Here is a 17,514-nt window from a genome sequence, read left to right on the forward strand (position 1 = left end):
GCGGCGGGCGGGCGCAGGCATTACCGTCGGGTTGAGAACGTTGTCAGGAACTCCGTCCGAGGCCGATCCCTCCGGGAGATGACATGAGCGATCCTGCGGTGGTGCCGCTCCACATGCGGCGCGACGGGTTCGACCCCGACCCCGAGCTGTCGGCGTTGCGCGACGGTGAAGGCGTGCGCCGGGTGCCCACGCCGTTCGGCGTCGACGCGTGGGTGGTGAGCCGCTACGCCGACGTGCGCGAGGTGCTCGGCGACTCCACGCGCTTCAGCAACGACGTGGGCGCGGCGTTCCGGCCCACCGCCCGCCCGGAGCTCAGCGAGGAGGAACTGCGGCAGGCGCGGGCGGGCAACCTGCTCGCCTTCGACCCGCCCGAGCACACCCGGCTGCGCCGCATCCTGACGCCCGAGTTCACCATGCGCAGGATGCGCCGCCTGGAGCCGCGCATCCACGAGATCGTCCGGGAGCACCTGGACGCGATGGAGCGCACCGGGCCGCCGGTCGACCTGGTCACCGCCTTCGCCCTGCCGATCCCGTCCCTCGTGATCTGCGAGCTGCTGGGCGTCCCGTACGACGACCGCGACGACTTCCAGCGGCGCACCGGCGCGCTGCTCGACATCTCGCTCCCGGTGGCCGAACGGCGGGCCGCGAGCCTCGAACAACGCGCCTACATGGCCGGCCTCGTCGCCCGCGCCCAGGCCGAGCCGGGCGAGGACATGCTCGGCATGCTGGTGCGCGAGCACGGTGACGACCTGTCCACCGACGAGCTGGTGGGCGTCGCCGGGCTGCTGCTGCTGGCCGGGCACGAGACGACGTCCAACATGCTCGGGCTCGGCACCCTGGCGCTGCTGCGCCACCCCGACCAGCTCGACCTGCTCAAGAAGGAGCCCGAGCGGATCGGCGCGACCGTCGAGGAGCTGCTGCGCTGGCTCAGCATCGTGCACTCCGGCACCGGCAAGCTCACCACGGTCGAGACCGAGCTGTCCGGCGTCCGCATCCCGGCCGGCGCGCTGGTGATGGTCGCGCTGCCCGCGGCCAACCGCGATCCGGCGTTCATCGCCGACCCCGACCGCTTCGACATCGCCCGCGGCGACCTCGGCCACGTCGCCTTCGGCCACGGCGTGCACCACTGCCTCGGCGCGCCGCTCGCCAGGATGGAGATGCGCATCGCCTTCCCCGCGCTGTTCGAGCGCTTCCCCGGGCTGCGCGAGAGCGGCGTACCGCCGCGCTTCCGCTCCTTCAACGTCGTCTACGGGCTGACCTCGTTCGAGGTCGCCTGGTAGCTCACCGGACGCCGACGCCGTCGAGGTAGGCCGCGAGGGCTGCGAGCTCGTCCTGGCCGCCCACCGCCGCCACGTATCCGTCCGGGCGGACGAGCGCCCACTCGCCCCGCGACAACCCGTAGGCGTCGCGGACGTGGCCGCCGGTGTCGAGCACGTCCCAGCCGACGACGTGGACCCGCAGGCCACGGCGCGGCCCGGTGAACGCGTCCGGGTCGCTCCCGTGGCCGAGCAGGGTCCAGTGCGGCCCCTGGAACAGCCTGAACAGCCGGGTCGCGACCCCGGCCGCGCCCGTCACAGGCGCGTCGGGAGCGCGGTCGCCCGGCCGCACGCCCTTGTCGCGGTCCGGACCGGCGGCCGTCAGCGGCGAGTCCGGGTAGCCGAGGTCGAGCTGGGTCACCTCCCGGCCGCGCCGGGTGTCGCGGTTCATGGCCGCGTGCAGCAGCCGCTCCGACAGGCCCAGCACCGCCTCGGCGATCGGCCGGCGCTCCAGCTCGTACGACGCCAGCACCGATTCCGGAGCGCCGCCGAGCACGGCCGCCAGCTTCCAGCCGAGGTTGTAGGCGTCCTGGACGCTGGTGTTCAGTCCCTGTCCGCCGGTCGGCGGATGGCAGTGGGCGGCGTCTCCGGCGAGTAGCACCCGCCCGCGCAGGTACGTGTCGGCGAGGCGGGCGTTCATCTCGTAGGCCGACGCCCACGTCACCTCGCGGACCGTGAGGTCGTCGCGGGCGGTGCGGGCGCGGACGAGCGCGGTGAGCCCGGCGGCCGACAGATCGACGTCCACGCCGAAGGGGACGGGGGCCTGGAGCTGGAACAGGTCGGTGCCGTACAGGGGGCACAGCGACACGTCCTCCGGCGTCCCCTGGTTCCAGCGGTGCCAGAAGCCGGACGAGAGCCCGTCCAGCCGCACGTCGGCCACGAGCGCCCGCACGCCGAGCGTCTTGCCGGGGAAGCCGATGCCGAGGGCCTTGCGCACGGAGCTGGCGCCGCCGTCCGCGCCGACCAGGTAGCCCGCCCGTACGGTCTCGGGGCCTCCGGGCGTCTCGATCGTGGCGGTCACGCCGCCGCCGTCCTGCTCGAAGCCGGTGAGGCGGTGGCCGTACTCGGGGGCGTGGCCGAGCTCGGCCAGCCGCTCGCGCAGTCTGCTCTCGGTGCGGAACTGGGGGACGAGCAGCGCCAGGTGGTAGGGCTCGGCCGGCGTCGGGTCGGGCAGCTGCCCTGCGGGCCGGTCGACGGGCCCGGCGTCGGTGTAGAGGCGCTGGTGCGGGTACTCGCCGCCGGAGGCGACGACGCGGTCCAGCACGCCGAGGTCCTCGAACACCTCCTGCGTACGGGGCTGGACGCCCTTGCCGCGCGAGCCGGGGAACGGGTGCGTCGCCCCGTCGATCAGGCGGAAGGGGACGTTCCTGCGGGCGAGGTCGATGGCCAGGGTCAGGCCGGTCGGGCCGGCGCCGCAGATGATCACGCCGAGGTCTGTCATGGGTGTGTGCCTCCTTGGTTCAAGTGCGTGTATTTTGCACATAATTCAGAGGCATGGTCAAGCTATGGCCTGTGAGCAGCATGGATATCTGTGTATGGAGAACATGTTCGCCGTAGCGGTATCCTCGCGTCAGCACCGTCCGCCCGTCCACGTAAGGCAGCACGACGAGCATGACCTCCAAGCACCGCCGGCAGGCCGCGTTCAGGCGCCTGCACGAGTCCATGGTCGACCTCACCGTGCTCATGAACCTGCCGCAGCGCGACGAGGCGCTCCTCGCCGAGGCCGGCCTCCAGCTCGACCGGGCCCTGTTCCCCCTGCTCATCGGCATCCAGCGGTTCGGCCCGATCAGTGTCGGCGAGCTCGCCGAGCGGACGGGCCGCGACCACACCACCGTGAGCAGGCAGGTGGCGAAGCTCGCCGAGCTCGGCCTGGCCGAGCGGCGGCCGGGCGCGGTGGACAAGCGGGTGAAGGAGGCGCTGATCACCGACGCCGGCCGCCAGGTCACCGACGCGCTCGACGCCGCCCGCCAGCGGATCGCCACGCCGGTGCTGGAGCATTGGAGCGACCGCGACCTGCTGGAGCTCGAACGCCTGATGCGCCGCTTCGTCGACGACCTGGTCTCGCTGTCCGAGGTGGCCAAGGAGGACACCTGAGCGGCCTGCCATCATGGCCGGATGACCACGATCCTCACCCGCGGCGACCTGCTCACCCTGCTCGATCCCGGCGCCTGCCTCGACGCCCTGCGCGAAGGCTTCGCCGCGGACCCGGGCACGACGGCGGTCCCGGGGCAGCGGATCCGTACGGACCTGCCGTTCCCCGGCACCGCCACCGCGCTGCTCCCCGGCCTGCTGCCCGGCGTCGAGGCGTACACGGTGAAGGTCAACGCCAAGTTCCCCGCGGCCTCACCGGCGCTGCGCGGCGTCATCTGCCTGCACGACGGCGCGGACGGCGAGCTGCTGGCGCTGCTCGACTCCGCCACGATCACGGCCTGGCGCACCGGGCTCGCGGCGGCACTCGGCACGCACGCCCTCGCCGGCGAGAGCGACGTCGTCGGTGTGGTCGGCGCGGGCGCCCAGGCCGACCTGGTGGTGACCGGCCTGCGCCGGCTGCGCCCCGTGAGCGACCTGGTCGTCCACGACCTGTCGCCGGAGCGGGCCGCCGCCTTCGCCGACCGGCACGGCGGACGCGTCGCGGGCTCGGCCGCCGAGGTCGCCGCCCGCGCCGGGATCGTGGTCCTCGCCACCTGGTCCCGCACCCCGCTCCTGGACCTCCCCGACGTCCGCCCCGGCCGGCACCTGACCACGCTGGGCGTGGACGAGCCAGGCAAGCAGGAGCTCTCGCCCGCCCTCGTACGGGCCGCCGGCGTGCTCGCGGTCGACGACCGACCGCTCGCCGCCGCCATGGGCGTGCTCGCCGCGACCGGCCTGCCCGCCGGCGCCGCCCACGCCACCCTCGGCGAGATCCTGCGCGGCGACCACCCGGGCCGCACCGACCCCGGGCAGATCACGGTGTACGGGCCGGTGGGCCTCCCGTGGCAGGACCTCGCCCTCAGCCTGCTCGCCTACCGCGAAGCCGGACGGCGGGGCGTCGGCACCGAGATCGACTTCCTGGCCTGAGCCCGGGGAATCAGCCGCCCTGAGCGGCCCGGCGGTAGCGGCCGGGAGCGGTGCCGTACGCGCGCTTGAAGGCCGTGCCGAAGGCGAACTCCGAGCTGTAGCCGACGCCGGCGGCGATCCGCGCCAGCCCGAGGTCGCTCTCCCGCAGCTGCCGGGCCGCGATCGTCATCCGCCACCAGGTCAGGTACGTCAGCGGCGGCCGCCCCACCAGCGCCGTGAACCGGGCCGAGAACGCCGCCCGCGACATCCCGGCCGCGCGCCCCAGCGACTCGACCGTCCACGGGCGGTCCGGCTCGCGGTGCATGGCGCGCAGCGCGGCGCTGACCGGCGGATCCGTCAGCGCCGCCGCCCAGCCGGTGGCGTCGTCCCCGGCGGGCCGCTCCTCCAGCCAGGCCCGCAGGATGAACAGCAGGAGCGTGTCGAGCAGCGCGGGGATGGCGGTGTCCGTGCCGAGGCGCGGCTCGTCCAGCTCCCGCCCGAGCACCTCGACGAGGGCGTGCAGCCCGGCCGCCCCCGGGGCCGCGCCGCCCCGCGGTCCGGGGATGTGGATCAGGCCGGGCAGGTCGTGCAGGAGCGGGTGCGCGTGCCGGGGGTCGAGCCGGTAGCCGCCGCACAGCGTGACCACGCCCGCCGGGCCGCTGCCGGCGGTGCTGCCGACGGTGTCGGTGGCGAACAGGGCCAGTTCGTCGGCCAGGGGATCGCAGTCGGTCACGGCCAGCGGGGTGCCGGGGGAGTCGGCCAGCCCGTACGGCTCGCCGTGCGGGAAGAACACGACGTCCCCGGCGGCCAGCGGCACCGGCTCGGCGCCGGGGTCGCTCTCCGGCGGGATGAGCCAGCACGCTCCCTTGAGAATCACCTGGAACCCGGCCGCCCCCGGCGCGGACGGGAAACGCCGCCCCCAGGTGCCGTGCCAGGCGATGCGCGCGGTGTTCGGCCGGCCGGTGCGCATGAGCGCGATCACGTCGCTGAGCACGTCCATCGGGCCACCCTATCGACGAACGCGTATATTTCCCGGATTGCAGGACATTGGTCGTCTCGCGCCGCCGCTCTAGCGTGGCAGCCATGTCATCGAAGATCTTCGTCACCGGGGCCACGGGCACCGTCGGCCGCGCGCTGATAACGGAGCTGGCCGCCGATCCCGCGGGGCCGCGCGTCCTCGCCCTGGTCCGCGACCCCGCCGCCGTCCTCCCGCCGCGCGTCGAGCCGGTACGCGGCGACCTCACCGACCCCGCCTCGTTCGCCGCCGCCGTCGAGGGCGTCACCGCGGCGTTCCTGCTGTGGCCGTTCGGCGCCGCCGACGGGTTCGGCGCGGTCCTCGACGTGCTCGCCCGGCATGCCCGCCGCGTCGTGTACCTCTCCTCGGCCGCCCGCCGCCCGGCCGAACGCGAGATCGAGCGGCTGATCCGGCGCTCCGGGCTGGAGTGGGTGATCCTGCGCCCGCACCAGTTCGCCGCCGCCGCCCTGCGCTGGGCCGCCGATCCGCGGTTCCTGGCCGAGGGCGTGGTCGCCGAGCCGTACGGCCGATCGGCCGCGCCCCCCGTCCACGAGCGGGACCTCGCCGAGGTCGCCGCCGACGCGCTCACCGGGCGCGGGCCCGCCGGGGTCGTGCACGAGCTGACCGGGCCGGAGACGCTGACGCAGGCCGAGCAGGTGCGCATCGTCGGCGAGGCGGCCGGCCGCCCGGCCCGCTGGGAGGAGCGGCCACCGGAGGAGGGCCGTCACCGCCTGGTCGCGGCCGGGCTGCCGCCCGAGGTCGCCGACGGCATCCTGCGGGCGCGGGCCGAGCTGGTGGACTCCCCGTGGCCGGTGACGCCGCGCCCCGGCGCCCGCTCCTTCCGCGCCTGGGCGGACGAGCACGCCCACCGCTTCCGCACCACCATGCGGGCCGCGCGCGTCCACGCCTACGGCGACCCCTCCGTCATCCGGCACGACGAGCTCCCGATCCCCGCCCCGGGACCGGGCGAGGTGCTGATCAAGGTGGCGGGCACCTCGTTCAACCCGTCCGAGGTCGGGCTGCGCTCCGGGCTGCTCGCGGCGGCGGTGCCGGAGTTCGCCGGGCTGCCGCTGCCGTACGTGCTCGGCTGGGACGTCGCCGGCACCGTCGCCGAGACCGGACCCGGGGTCGTCTGGCCGCGCGCGGGCGACGAGGTGATCGGCCGGCTGGACGGGGGCGCGGCGGCCTCGTACGCGCTCGCGCCGGCCCGCGTGCTCGCCCGCGCGCCGCGCGGCGTGCCCCTCGCCGACGCCGCCGCGATCCCGGTGGCCGGGCTGACGGCGTGGCAGGCCGTCCACGAGCACGCCGGGATCGGGCCGGGACAGCGGGTGCTGGTCAACGGGGCCGGCGGCGGGGTGGGCGGGTTCGCCGTGCAGCTCGCCAAGCTGGCCGGGGCCTTCGTCATCGCCACGGCGGGGAGCGCGCGCAGCGCGGCGCGGGCGCGGGCGCACGGCGCGGACGAGGTCGTGGACCACCGGACCGAGCCGCTGCCCGGCGGTCTCGACGTGCTGCTCAACCTGGTCCCGCTCGACCCCGCCGACGGGGCCGGACTGGCCCGGCTGGTGCGGCCCGGGGGTGTGCTGGTCTCGGCCACCGTGCCGGTCGAGGCGCCGCCCGGCGTCACGGCGATCCGCTTCGTGGCCCGCAACGACGCCGCCCACCTGGCCGCCCTCGCCGCGCTGGCCGGGGAGGGCAGGCTCGCCGTGGACGTCGCGGAACGGCTCCCGCTGACGGAGCTGGCCGCCGTCCACCGCCGCGCCGAGTCCGGCGACGCCACCGGCGGCAAGATCATCCTGCTGCCCTGATCCCCGGCGCCGGGTCAGGGGCGGGGCGGCCACCAGCCGCCGACGACCTCGACGTCCTCGCTCTTCAGCGCGTTGTGCCAGACGGGGTCGCGCAGCAGCCGGGCCTCCCAGGACCGTACGACGCCGTCCGGGCCCGCGACCGCGTCCTCGCTGGACGGATGCAGGAACAGCTCGCTCGTGCCCTCGGGCAGCGCGGCCAGCCGGCGCAGGTAGTCCTCGCGCAGCCGCTCGTAGCCGCCCAGCTCGGCCGCCGTGCTGCGGTTCGTGGCGATCGTCTCGGGAAGGGCCACGCCCAGCGCGTCCGCGAGGGCGACGGCCTGCCCGTGCGCCGCCGCGAGCTCCGGCGGGAGCGGCCCGCCCATGTACGGCTCGGGGTCCCGGGGCAGCCGGAACGCGAGGCCGTGGCGGGCGCACCAGCGCAGGGTCTCGGCCAGCCACGACCTGCCGTGCAGGCCGTACAGGGTGCCTGCGTGGGAGTCGGCCGCCTCCGGCGCGAGGCCGTGCGCGCGCATCCAGCCGAGCTGCGCCTCCGCCTCCCGCTCGACGTCCCCGGCCGCGCCGCGGGCGCCGAGCGCGAACGGGTCGTCGGACAGCGTCCCGTCCGGATCGGTGAGGCTCGCGCCGCCGGTGAGCGGCCGCCAGCGCGGGACCCCGCGCTCGCTCGTCAGCGTCACGTGCACGCGCGGCACGACGCCGAGCTCGCGCACCCGTTCGGCGGCGTGGGCCGCGGACGGCGTGAGGCAGATGAGCGTCGTCGCGCTGACGCAGCCCTCGGCGAGCAGGCCGAGGATGACCTCGGTCGAGCCGGGCTCCCTGCCGAGGTCGTCGGCGGTGATCACCAGGCGGCGGCTCATCGGGGACCCTCCACGGCGGGCTCGCCGGCCTGGTCCGCGGGCGGCGGTTCCTCCGGTACGGCCGCCTCGGGCGGCGTTGCGACCGGCACCGAGACGAACCGCGCGGCCACCGCCCCGATCGCCGTCAGCACGAACGGGTACACGCACAGATAGACCCGGAACGCCAGCCCCGGATCGCCGCCGGGGTCGTCGCCGGAGTTGTAGCCGAAGAACACGCCGAGCGACGTGAGCGCGAGCCCGGTCACGACCCCGTTGAGCCGCCCGAAGAAGCCGAACGCGGACAGGAACAGCCCTTCGCGGTGCTCGCCGTTGCGCGCCGCGTCGGCGTCCAGCACCCGCGCGACGATGAGGTCGTTCGTCGCGAGCATCCCCGACCAGCCCGCGCCGACGACCACGCCCGCCGCGATCGCGGTGACCAGGTCGCGGGCGAAGAACAGCGCCGCGAACCCGGCCGCGAGGACCACGAAGGCGACCCGCCAGGCCCACAGCGCGCCCCGGCGGGCCACGACGCGCGTCCAGGCCACCAGGCCGGCCGCCGTGACGAGGATGACGACGCCCTGGAGGTAGAGCGCGTTGCCGACCGGCAGCCCGAGCGAGTAGCGGACGTACAGCTGGATGCCCGCGAGGACGAGCGCCATGGCGATGCCGTAGCAGGCGCCGGTGAGCCCGACCGTCCAGAACAGCCGGTTGTGCACGATGGACCACACGCTGCGCAGCAGCATCGGCTGCTCGCGGGTGGAGTAGCGGGGGTTCTCGCGGGCGCCGAGCGCCATGAACACGATCACGGCGAGCGCCACCACGCCGTAGACGACCGCCGTGGTGCGGAAGCCCTCGGTGGAGTCCTCGGTGCCGAACACCTGGGTCGTGAGCACGGGGGTGACCGCGAGCGAGATCACCAGCGCCACGAGCTGGAAGCCCTGGCGCAGGCCGTTGGCCACGGCGCGGTCGCGCTCGCGCGGGTACAGCTCGGGCAGCAGCGCGCCGTAGTTGGCGTTGAGCATCGAGTCGAACGCCTCGCACAGGATCGCGAACACCGCGAACCAGATCAGCAGGCCCGCGCCCTCCAGCGACGACGGCGCGGAGAAGAACGCGATCATGCAGGCGGTCAGCAGCGGCGCGCCGACGAGCAGCCACGGCCGGCGCCGGCCGAACCGGGTCCTGGTGCGGTCGGAGAGGTGGCCGAGCACCGGGTTGTCGAGCGCGTCGATGACCGCGTAGACCACCATGACCACGCCGTACGCGCGGACGTCCAGCCCGAGGATGTCCACGTAGAAGAGGATCATCGATCCCTTGATCATGTTGATCGGGATCGAGGTGCCGAACATCCCGATGGCATAGCGCCACGCGGGAGTCCGTCCCGGAGCCGGGGGTCCGCCGGGCTGGGACACGCGATCACCCTTCCTCGCCGGACGCCGGCGCGGATGCCGGCGCTGGACGCGAGGTTACTCTCGCGTCCGCGGAAGAACAGCGGGTGAAGCGGAGTCGTGACCTCGCCGGACACCCGGCGAGGCGCTCACGTCGTACGGCGGGCGTTCGTGTCCTGGTCCCGGGCGGAAGGCGCGTCGCGCAGGCGTTCGCTGTCCTGCTGGAGCTCGTCGATCATCCGGGACGCGTCGGCCTTGCTGAGCCCCTCGGGCACCTCCCTGCCCGCCTCACGGGCGAGGGTGCGCAGGTAGGACTCCTGCGGCGCGGTCATGGGCTCGTCGCCGGTCGTCCACTCCTCCGGGTCCTTCTCCACCGGTCCGTGGCTCATGTGCTCATCTCCTCGAACGTACGTTCCCTCGGTCGAGCACACCACGATGCCCTCAGCGCGACGGGACAAACCCTCAGATGAAGGACAGCAGCAGCTCGGCGCTGCGGACCGGGTCCTCCAGGACGGGCGTGTGGCCGACACCGGGGATCAGCTCGATCCTGGCCCCCGGCACCACCCCGTAGCCGGCGGCGGACGAGGGCCGCCATCGCCGGTCGTCCGTACCGAAGATCACCAGCAGCGGCTTGCCGAGAGGCGCGAGCCGGTCCGGCAGCGTCCGCTCCTCCAGATAGTCGCGGGGCGCCCGCATCACCGCGGCGAACACGGCGGGGGGCGTGTCGCGCAGTGAGTCGCGCAGGTCGTCGAGCAGTTCCTGCGGGACCTCGAAGCCCGGGCGGCTGAACCCGCTGTTCACCAGCGCGCGGATCAGCTCGTCGCCCGGCGGCCACCCGGCGGGCGCGCCGCCCGTCTCGGGCCCGGTGAAGGCGTCCATGCCGGGACCGGTGCCGACGAGCGCGAGCGCGGACACCAGGTCGGGCCGCTGATGACCCGGTGGGAGCCGGTCAGCAGCGGGGCCAGCGCGTCCCACGAGCGGGCCGTGGCCGCGGTGCCGTGGATGAGCAGGAGTGCGGGGGCGTCCTGGGGGCCGTCCTGGCGTACGTGGAGGTCGCCGTCCTTCAGTGGCAGGAGCTCGCCGTCGGTGATCGTCATGGGGCCACTGTCGCCGGGGGCGGCCGGCCGCGTCTTGGACGAATGTTCCCCGCCTTTCCCGCCGGCATCGGGACCTAGCATCGGAGCGTGCGGACTTTCGTGCACGACGCCGCCGCGTGGGGCGTGGCGTGCCCGCGCCGGCCCAGCGGGGTCGCCGGCGTCACCATGGCCGGGTTCCGCATCCCGGACCTGCGGACCATCCGGATGGTGCCGCATCCTGCCGTGACGCTGCTCGTCGGGTTCGGCGACGGGACGCCCGTCCTGGACCACGCCCCCGGGCCGCGGCCGGTCGGGAACGTCGCCGCCGGGCCGGGGTTCGGCTCCGGCGGCGCGGTCCGGGCGCGGGGCGTGGACGTCGAGTGCGTGCAGGTGCGCCTGTCCCCGGTGGTCGCCCGCGCGGTCCTCGGCGTGTCCCCTGCCGACCTCGGCGACGCGGTCGTGGACCTCGACGACCTGTGGGGCCGGGACGCCGCCCGCCTCCGCGACCGGCTGAGCGGCGCCACGTCGTGGCCGGACCGCTTCGCGCTGACGGACGCGCTGCTCGCCCGGCGGCACCGGGCGGGGCCGCCGGTGGACCCGGAGGTGGCCTGGGCCTGGCGGCGGATCGTCGCCGGTCGCGGCCTGGTCCGGGTCGAGATGCTGGCCGGGGAGGTCGGGTGGAGCCGCAAACGCCTGTGGTCCCGGTTCCGGGCGCAGCTCGGCCTGCCGCCCAAGCGTGCCGCCAAGCTGGTCCGCTTCGACCGCGCCGCCCACCGCCTGGCGGCGGGGGAGGGCGCGGCCCTGGTGGCGGCGGAGGGCGGCTACGCCGACCAGTCGCACCTGCACCGCGAGGTCATGGCGTTCACCGGCGCGACGCCGTCGGCCCTCGCCGTGGAGCCGTTCCTGGCCGTGGACCCCCTCGCCTGGCCCGGCCTCAGCCTCTCCCCGCGGTGAACCGGGCCAGCAGGAGCGCCAGCCTGCGCTCGTGCAGCTCGCGGGGCAGCCGGCCGCCGAGCGTGAGCGTCGCCAGGCCGTGCAGGGCGGCCCAGTACGTCTCGGCCAGCAGGCCGAGGTCGTCGTCGCCGGCGTGCGGCCGGACGGCCTCGGCGAGTTCCTGGAAGCTGGCCGCCAGCGCGGGCGGGACCTGCGGGGTGGCGAACGGCAGGTCCACACCGCGCCGGAACATCGCGTCGTAGAGCGCGGGCCGCCGCTCGGCGAAGGCGACGTACGCCTGCCCGACCCCCTCCAGGGCGCCGGCCTCGTCCCGCGCCGCCGTACGCGCGGCTCGCAGCTCGCCGGCCAGCTCGCCGAAGCCCTCCACCGCGACCGCCGCCATGATGGCGTCCTTGCCCTTGAAGTGGCTGTAGAGCACCGGCTGGCTGTACTCCACCCGCTCGGCGAGCCGCCGGGTGGTCACCGCTTCCCATCCTTCGGTCTCGGCGAGCTCCCGGGCGGCGGTGATGATCAGCTTCTCGCGTTCCGCGCGTTCACGCTCCCGGCGGGATTGGATTGTCATGCTTCAGAATCTAGCATCGCTAGCGAAGTTGTCGATGCTCTGCTAGCGTGATTCTTGTTCCTAGCGCTGCTAGTTCCCCCTGGAGACGAAGATGCTCACCTACACCGCTTACGGCCTGGCCGTCGTGCTCAACCTCATGATCCTGTTCATCGGAGCGCGGTTCCTGCTCGTCCCGCAGGCCGCGGCGGCCGCCTACGGCGTGCCGGCCAAGGCTGACGGCGACCGGGCGTACCTGGCCGTCAAGGGGGTGCGTGACGGGGTCTGCGGCCTGATCGGCCTGGCGCTGCTGGCCTTCGCCGGGACCACCGCCGAGGCGTGGTTCATGCTGGTCGTGGCGCTGGTGCCGTTCGGTGACACCCTGATCGTGCTGCGCAACGGCGGGACGAAGGCCGCGGCGTTCGGCATCCACTTCGCGACCGCCGTGGTCGTCCTGATCTCCGCAGCCCTGCTCTTCGCGGTCAGCTGACCGCCTCGCCGGCGCCGGCGAAGGCGCCGGCGGACGCCGCGAGGACGGCGGTCCTGGCCGCCTGGCCGGGCAGGTCGGGGTCGGGTGGCGTACGGAGCAGCATGAGCTGGTGGTAGAGCGGCGCGGTGGCGGCGACGAGCAGCCGCCGCGCGTCGGTGTCCGGTGGCAGTTCGCCGCGCGCCACGGCGCGGGCCACGATGACCTCGCAGCGGGCGTAGCGGTCCGCCCAGAGCCGCAGCAGGCCGCGTTCGGCCTCCTCGGACCGGAACGAGGCGGCGAGCAGGGCGGCCGCGACCGACGGCCGTGCGGTCAGCGCCTCCTGGTTCTCCTCGTTGAGCGCCGTCAGGTCGCCCAGCAGGGAGCCGGTGTCCCGGGGCTGCCAGTCGTCGTCGCCGGTGGCCGCGAGCAGATCGGCGAGCAGGCCGCCGACGTCCCGCCAGCGCCGGTACACCGTGGCGCGGTGCACGCCCGCGCGGGCCGCGACGGCGTCCAGGGTGAGTGCGTCGTAACCGCGTTCGCCCAGCTCGGCCCGCACCGCGTCGAGCACCCGGGCGCGGGTGCGGCTGGTCCGGCCGCCTGGGCGGCGGCGCACCTGACGGGCGGGAGCGGGCGTCTCCCCGGATTCCGTTTGCCCTGCGGACGAGGTCATGACACGATCCTAATGTATAAGTTGTCGCATTAACGATGAAGGAATGGCCGATGCAACCGCTCGTCCCCGCCGACCCCGACGTCCTGCACCCCATGCCGGGGCAGCCGCGGGTGGTGCTGCTCCGGCCGCTGGTGACGTCCCCGCTGATCGAGGTGGGGGAGTTCTCGTACTATGACGACCCGGACGACCCGACCGCGTTCGAGACCCGCAACGTGCTCTACCACTACGGGCCGGAGAAGCTGGTCATCGGCAGGTTCTGCGCGCTGGGCACCGGGGTGCGGTTCATCATGAACGGAGCCAACCACCGCATGGACGGCCCCTCGACGTTCCCCTTCCCCACCATGGGCGGCTCGTGGGCCGAGCACTTCGACCTGCTCACCGGCCTGCCCGGCCGCGGTGACACGGTCGTCGGCAACGACGTCTGGTTCGGCCGGGGCGTGACGGTGCTGCCCGGCCTGCGCATCGGCCACGGCGCGATCATCGGCGCGGGCTCCGTGGTCACCTCGGACGTCCCCGCCTACGGCATCGTCGGCGGCAACCCGGCCCGGCTCATCCGCGTCCGCCACAGCGACGAGGACGTGGCCCGGCTGCTCGCCGTCGCCTGGTGGGACTGGCCGGTCGAGCACATCACCCGGCACGTGCGCACGATCATGTCGGGCACCGTCGCCGAGCTCGAAGCGGTCGCACCGGCCGCCCGCCGCCCCTGACACCCGTCGCGTCCCCAGAACCGAAGGATTCCCACGTGCCCCGCGCCCACATCGCCATGATCGGCATTCCCGCCGTCAGCCACGTCCTGCCGAGCCTGGAGATCATCCGCGAGCTGGCCGCCCGCGGCCACCGGGTGACCTACGCCAACGACCCCGTGGTCCGCGACCTGGTCACCGGGGCCGGCGCGGAGCTGGTGCCGTGCTCGTCCACGCTGCCGGTCGCCGACAACCTCTGGCCCGACGACCCCATCGCCGCGATGAGCCTCTTCCTGGACGACGCCGTCCAGGCCCTGCCGCAGCTCCGGTCCGCCTACGACGACGACCCCGCCGACCTTTACCTGTACGACATCGGCGCCTACGCCGCCCGCGCGCTCGCCGAGGCGCAGGGCCGCCCCCTCCTGCAGCTCTCGCCGACGATCGTGGGCTGGGACGGCTACGACCAGGAGGTGGCCGCGCACCTCTGGGAGCTGCCGGGCGCCGCCGCCTACCGGGAGAGGTTTGCCGGCTGGCTGGCCGGCTGCGGCGCGACCACCACCGACGTGGACGCCTTCTCCGGCCGTCCCGAACGGGCTCTCGCTCTCATCACGCGCGCCATGCAGCCGCACGCCGACCGGGTCGATCCCCGCCGGGTGACCTTCGTCGGCCCCTGCTTCGACCTGAGCGCGGACAAGGACGCGTGGAGCCGCCCCGCGGGCGCCGCGAACGTCCTGCTGATCTCCCTCGGCTCGGCTTACACCCGCCGGCCGGAGTTCTACCGCCAGTGCCTGGCCGCCTTCGGCGACCTGCCGGGCTGGCACGTCGTCCTGCAGATCGGCCGTCACACCGACCCCGGCGAGCTGGGCGACATCCCCGCCAACGTCGAGGTCCACCCGTGGGTCCCCCAGCGGGCGATCCTGGAGCAGGCGGACGCGTTCGTCACCCACGCGGGGATGGGCGGCTGCGGTGAAGGGCTGCTGGCGGGCGTGCCCATGATCGCCGTGCCGCAGGCCGCCGAGCAGTTCCAGAACGCCGACCGGCTCGTGGAGCTCGGCGTCGCCCGCCGGATCGACACCGAGGACGCCACGGCAGAGGCCCTTCGCGCCGCCCTGCGCGAGCTCGTCTCCGACCCCGAGGTCGGCCGCCGCTCGGCGCGGCTCCAGGCCGAGGCGCGGGCCGAGGGCGGCACCACGCGGGCCGCCGACCTCATCGAAGGCTTGCTGGGTCCGCGCGGCCGGTCCCCGGAGACCTCTTGACCGGCGCGCCGGAACAGAGCCGGCGGGCGGCCACGTCCTCCTGACCGCCCGCCGCCCCTCGGGGGCCGATCCACGCGTCCTGCTCATGGTCCTGTGCGTCGTCTTCGGCCCGCTGGTCTCCCAGATCCCGATGGCCGCACTGGTCGCCGTCATGATCCTGGTGTCGTTCGGCACCTTCGACCGGCACTCCATCACCCCGGCCACCCTCAGGCGCAGTCACCGGCGAGCTGTTCTTCGCCTCCACCAACGCCTACATCCGGGACGCCTCCTCCGTCGCCGCGCTGGACACCGTCGAGGCCAAGTACGCGGCCCGTGGCAGAGCGTGCGGATCGTCGGGCTCAACCACCCAGCGCCCGCATGCACGGCGCCCTGTCCCGGGAGCTGACCGGCGGCCACTGACCCGCCACTTTCTTTGGACGGCCGCCACCGATGAGTTCTGTCGGTGGCGGCTGTCATTCTGTGCATGACAACGAATTCCGCTTGCGCGATCGAGGGCCGCGACGCCGGCCGTGAGCACATTCCGTCCGACGACCCTGAACGAGGTGCCGTGTCCGGCCGACAGTCCCATTCCCATGCCAGCTCCCCTGCCGGGGGCCGCACGCCGGCCGTGATCCGGCTGCTGGTGCTCGCCACGTTCGTGGTGGTGCTCAACGAGACCATCATGATCAACGCGATCCCCCGGCTGATGAGCGCCCTCGGCATCACCGAGCAGACCGCGCAGTGGCTCTCGACCGCCTTCATGCTCACCATGGCCGCGGTCATCCCCGCCACCGGCTGGTTCCTGCAGCGGGTCACCACCCGCCAGGCCTACACCACCGCGATGGGCCTGTTCCTGGCCGGCACGGCGCTGGCCGCCGTCGCGCCGACGTTCGAGGTGCTGCTGGCCGCCCGCATCGTCCAGGCGGCGGGGACGGCCGTGATGATGCCGCTGCTGATGACCACGCTGATGCGGGTGGTCCCCGAGGAGGACCGGGGCCGGGTGATGGGCAACGTCAGCCTGGCGATGTCGGTCGCGCCCGCCATGGGGCCGGCCGTCTCCGGGGTGATCCTGCAGTTCGGTTCCTGGCGGCTGCTGTTCGCCGTGGTGCTCCCCATCGCCGCCCTCATCACCTGGGGCGGGCTGAAGCGGCTCCAGGACGTCGGGGAGACCGAGGTGAGCAGCATCGACTGGTTCAGCGTCGTCACCGCGGCGGCCGGGTTCGGCGGCCTGGTCTACGGCCTCAGCCGGTTCGAGGGCGGCGACCCCGCTCTCGCCGCGGCGATCGTGGCGGCCGGCCTGGTCACCATCGCCGGCTTCGTCGTCCGCCAGCTCTGGCTGCAGAAGCACGGCGTGCCGCTGCTGGACCTGCGCACCCTGCGCCAGCGCACCTACACCATCGCGCTGATCCTCATGTCGATCGCCTTCATGGCGATGCTCGGCTCCATGATCCTGCTGCCCCTCTACCTGCAGAGCCTGCGCGGGCTCAGCGCCCTGGAGACCGGGCTGCTGGTGATGCCGGGCGGGCTGGCGATGGGGCTGCTCGGGCCGACCGTCGGGCGGCTGTTCGACCGGTTCGGCGGACGGGTGCTGGTCGTCCCCGGCGCGATCGGGATCATGCTCACGCTCGCCGGGCTCACCCAGGTGTCGATGACCACGCCCTACTGGCAGATCCTCGGCCTGCACGCGCTGCTCATGGTCAGCCTGGCCGCCACCTTCACCCCCGTGTTCACCCTCGCGCTCGGGGCGGTGCCGCCGCGGCTCTACTCCCACGGCAGCTCGATCCTCAGCACGCTGCAGCAGGTCGCGGCGGCGTTCGGCACCGCGCTGGTCATCACCGTCATGAGCGCGCGGGCCGACGCGCTGCAGGAGGCGGGGGTCCCCGAGGCGCTGGCCGACCTCGACGGCATGCGGCTGGCGTTCGTCATCGGCGCGGTGCTGTCGGTGGCCGTCGTCGCCACCGCCCTGCTGCTGCCCGCCCGTACGGGCGACGCGGAGGGCTCCGAGGAAGCCCGGCCGGTGCACGCGGTGTGACGGGTGGCCGGAGGAGGTCGGGCTGCCTTGGTCAGCGGCCTGGGGGGTTCGACTCGCACCAGGTGAACAGATCGCGTACGTGCAGCGGCTCGGGGCGGGGGTCAGGCTCGGGACCGGGCTCGGCCTCGGGCGCGGGTCCGGTGCGGGGGCTGGGGTCGGGCGCGGGTCCGGTGCGGGGGCTGGGGTCGGGCTTGGGCCCGGGCTCGGGTCCGGGCGCGGGTCCGGTGCGGGGGCTGGGGTCGGGCTCGGGTCCGGGCTCGAATCCGAGGCCGGGGTTGGGTCCGGGCCTCGGCTTGGGGACGGGGTCGGGATCGGGCGGGTCTGGTGGCTCGGGCGGGTCCGGTGGCTTGGGCGCGGGGGGCGCGGGGGGCGGGGCCGCCCGCCCCGCGGGCAGTGGGTCGTCGTGCATGACCTCCACCATGACGGTCAACGGAGATCGGGCGCAGCCGTACGACCACATCTCGCGC

General features: G+C 74.5%; 19 protein-coding genes. 9 read left to right on the forward strand and 10 right to left on the reverse strand.

Features of this window, described 5'->3' with window-relative positions; all coding sequences use genetic code 11:
• Window positions 1–83: 83 nt before the first annotated feature.
• Window positions 84–1,280, forward strand: coding sequence for a cytochrome P450 (locus SMD20_RS02655; protein ID WP_329574451.1), 1,197 nt, complete (start codon window positions 84–86; stop codon window positions 1,278–1,280).
• Window position 1,281: 1 nt separating this feature from the next.
• On the opposite strand, the gene SMD20_RS02660 is transcribed toward SMD20_RS02655, so the two are convergent.
• On the reverse strand, window positions 1,282–2,757 hold the full coding sequence (locus tag SMD20_RS02660) for an FAD-dependent oxidoreductase (RefSeq protein ID WP_329574453.1): 1,476 nt from the start codon (window positions 2,755–2,757) through the stop codon (window positions 1,282–1,284).
• A gap of 170 nt (window positions 2,758–2,927) precedes the next feature.
• Between SMD20_RS02660 and SMD20_RS02665 the strand changes: the two genes are divergently transcribed.
• Window positions 2,928–3,410 carry a MarR family winged helix-turn-helix transcriptional regulator gene (locus SMD20_RS02665; protein WP_329574455.1) on the forward strand — a complete coding sequence of 161 codons (483 nt, stop codon included), beginning with the start codon at window positions 2,928–2,930 and terminating at the stop codon, window positions 3,408–3,410.
• Between the two features lie 21 nt (window positions 3,411–3,431).
• The gene (locus SMD20_RS02670) at window positions 3,432–4,373 is read left to right on the forward strand and encodes an ornithine cyclodeaminase family protein (protein ID WP_329574457.1); all 942 of its coding nucleotides are present in this window, start codon (window positions 3,432–3,434) and stop codon (window positions 4,371–4,373) included.
• Window positions 4,374–4,383: 10 nt separating this feature from the next.
• Here SMD20_RS02670 and SMD20_RS02675 read toward each other — a convergent pair whose 3' ends face one another.
• Entirely contained in the window at window positions 4,384–5,352 is a 969-nt protein-coding gene (locus tag SMD20_RS02675) for an AraC family transcriptional regulator (protein ID WP_329574458.1), read from the reverse strand.
• Window positions 5,353–5,435: 83 nt separating this feature from the next.
• On the opposite strand from SMD20_RS02675, the gene SMD20_RS02680 reads away from it, so the two are divergent.
• Window positions 5,436–7,172 (forward strand): NAD(P)H-binding protein, encoded by a 1,737-nt coding sequence (locus SMD20_RS02680; protein ID WP_329574460.1) that lies wholly within the window; start codon window positions 5,436–5,438, stop codon window positions 7,170–7,172.
• A gap of 14 nt (window positions 7,173–7,186) precedes the next feature.
• Here SMD20_RS02680 and SMD20_RS02685 read toward each other — a convergent pair whose 3' ends face one another.
• The 5 genes from SMD20_RS02685 to SMD20_RS02705 form a co-directional block, all read right to left on the reverse strand.
• Entirely contained in the window at window positions 7,187–8,026 is an 840-nt protein-coding gene (locus tag SMD20_RS02685) for a carbohydrate deacetylase (RefSeq protein WP_329574462.1), read from the reverse strand.
• Window positions 8,023–9,351 carry an MFS transporter gene (locus tag SMD20_RS02690; RefSeq protein WP_329574464.1) on the reverse strand — a complete coding sequence of 443 codons (1,329 nt, stop codon included), beginning with the start codon at window positions 9,349–9,351 and terminating at the stop codon, window positions 8,023–8,025. The genes SMD20_RS02685 and SMD20_RS02690 overlap by 4 nt, the downstream gene beginning before the upstream one ends.
• A gap of 188 nt (window positions 9,352–9,539) precedes the next feature.
• Complete coding sequence (locus SMD20_RS02695) at window positions 9,540–9,779, reverse strand: DUF3072 domain-containing protein (RefSeq protein WP_329574466.1); 240 nt, start codon at window positions 9,777–9,779, stop codon at window positions 9,540–9,542.
• 73 nt (window positions 9,780–9,852) lie between these two features.
• The gene (locus tag SMD20_RS02700) at window positions 9,853–10,269 is read right to left on the reverse strand and encodes an alpha/beta fold hydrolase (RefSeq protein ID WP_329574468.1); all 417 of its coding nucleotides are present in this window, start codon (window positions 10,267–10,269) and stop codon (window positions 9,853–9,855) included.
• Window positions 10,203–10,487 carry an alpha/beta fold hydrolase gene (locus SMD20_RS02705; RefSeq protein WP_329574470.1) on the reverse strand — a complete coding sequence of 95 codons (285 nt, stop codon included), beginning with the start codon at window positions 10,485–10,487 and terminating at the stop codon, window positions 10,203–10,205. Before SMD20_RS02705 ends, SMD20_RS02700 begins: the two co-directional genes overlap by 67 nt.
• 87 nt (window positions 10,488–10,574) lie before the next feature.
• On the opposite strand from SMD20_RS02705, the gene SMD20_RS02710 reads away from it, so the two are divergent.
• Window positions 10,575–11,420: a helix-turn-helix domain-containing protein gene (locus SMD20_RS02710; protein ID WP_329574471.1), complete on the forward strand. Its 846-nt coding sequence runs from the start codon at window positions 10,575–10,577 to the stop codon at window positions 11,418–11,420.
• On the opposite strand, the gene SMD20_RS02715 is transcribed toward SMD20_RS02710, so the two are convergent.
• Window positions 11,401–11,982 (reverse strand): TetR/AcrR family transcriptional regulator, encoded by a 582-nt coding sequence (locus tag SMD20_RS02715; protein WP_329574473.1) that lies wholly within the window; start codon window positions 11,980–11,982, stop codon window positions 11,401–11,403. The two genes, SMD20_RS02710 and SMD20_RS02715, sit on opposite strands and share 20 nt — an antisense overlap.
• Before the next feature lie 91 nt (window positions 11,983–12,073).
• Here SMD20_RS02715 and SMD20_RS02720 point away from each other — a divergent pair, with 91 nt between their 5' ends.
• Entirely contained in the window at window positions 12,074–12,448 is a 375-nt protein-coding gene (locus SMD20_RS02720; protein WP_329574475.1) for a DUF4267 domain-containing protein, read from the forward strand.
• Here SMD20_RS02720 and SMD20_RS02725 read toward each other — a convergent pair.
• Window positions 12,441–13,097, reverse strand: a complete 657-nt coding sequence (locus SMD20_RS02725; RefSeq protein WP_329574477.1) for a TetR/AcrR family transcriptional regulator — start codon at window positions 13,095–13,097, stop codon at window positions 12,441–12,443. The two genes, SMD20_RS02720 and SMD20_RS02725, sit on opposite strands and share 8 nt — an antisense overlap.
• A gap of 50 nt (window positions 13,098–13,147) precedes the next feature.
• Between SMD20_RS02725 and SMD20_RS02730 the strand changes: the two genes are divergently transcribed.
• The 3 genes from SMD20_RS02730 (at window position 13,148) to SMD20_RS02745 (ending at window position 17,047) form a co-directional block, all read left to right on the forward strand.
• Entirely contained in the window at window positions 13,148–13,804 is a 657-nt protein-coding gene (locus tag SMD20_RS02730) for a CatB-related O-acetyltransferase (protein WP_329574479.1), read from the forward strand.
• A 56-nt stretch (window positions 13,805–13,860) separates the two neighbouring features.
• Window positions 13,861–15,036, forward strand: coding sequence for a macrolide family glycosyltransferase (locus SMD20_RS02735; RefSeq protein WP_329592407.1), 1,176 nt, complete (start codon window positions 13,861–13,863; stop codon window positions 15,034–15,036).
• Window positions 15,037–15,583: 547 nt separating this feature from the next.
• Window positions 15,584–17,047, forward strand: coding sequence for an MDR family MFS transporter (locus SMD20_RS02745; protein WP_329574481.1), 1,464 nt, complete (start codon window positions 15,584–15,586; stop codon window positions 17,045–17,047).
• A 31-nt stretch (window positions 17,048–17,078) separates the two neighbouring features.
• On the opposite strand, the gene SMD20_RS02750 is transcribed toward SMD20_RS02745, so the two are convergent.
• Window positions 17,079–17,456: a hypothetical protein gene (locus SMD20_RS02750; protein WP_329574483.1), complete on the reverse strand. Its 378-nt coding sequence runs from the start codon at window positions 17,454–17,456 to the stop codon at window positions 17,079–17,081.
• Window positions 17,457–17,514 lie beyond the last annotated feature (58 nt).

The sequence above is a fragment of the Nonomuraea sp. LP-02 genome, assembly GCF_036289125.1.
Lineage (GTDB): Bacteria > Actinomycetota > Actinomycetes > Streptosporangiales > Streptosporangiaceae > Nonomuraea > Nonomuraea bangladeshensis.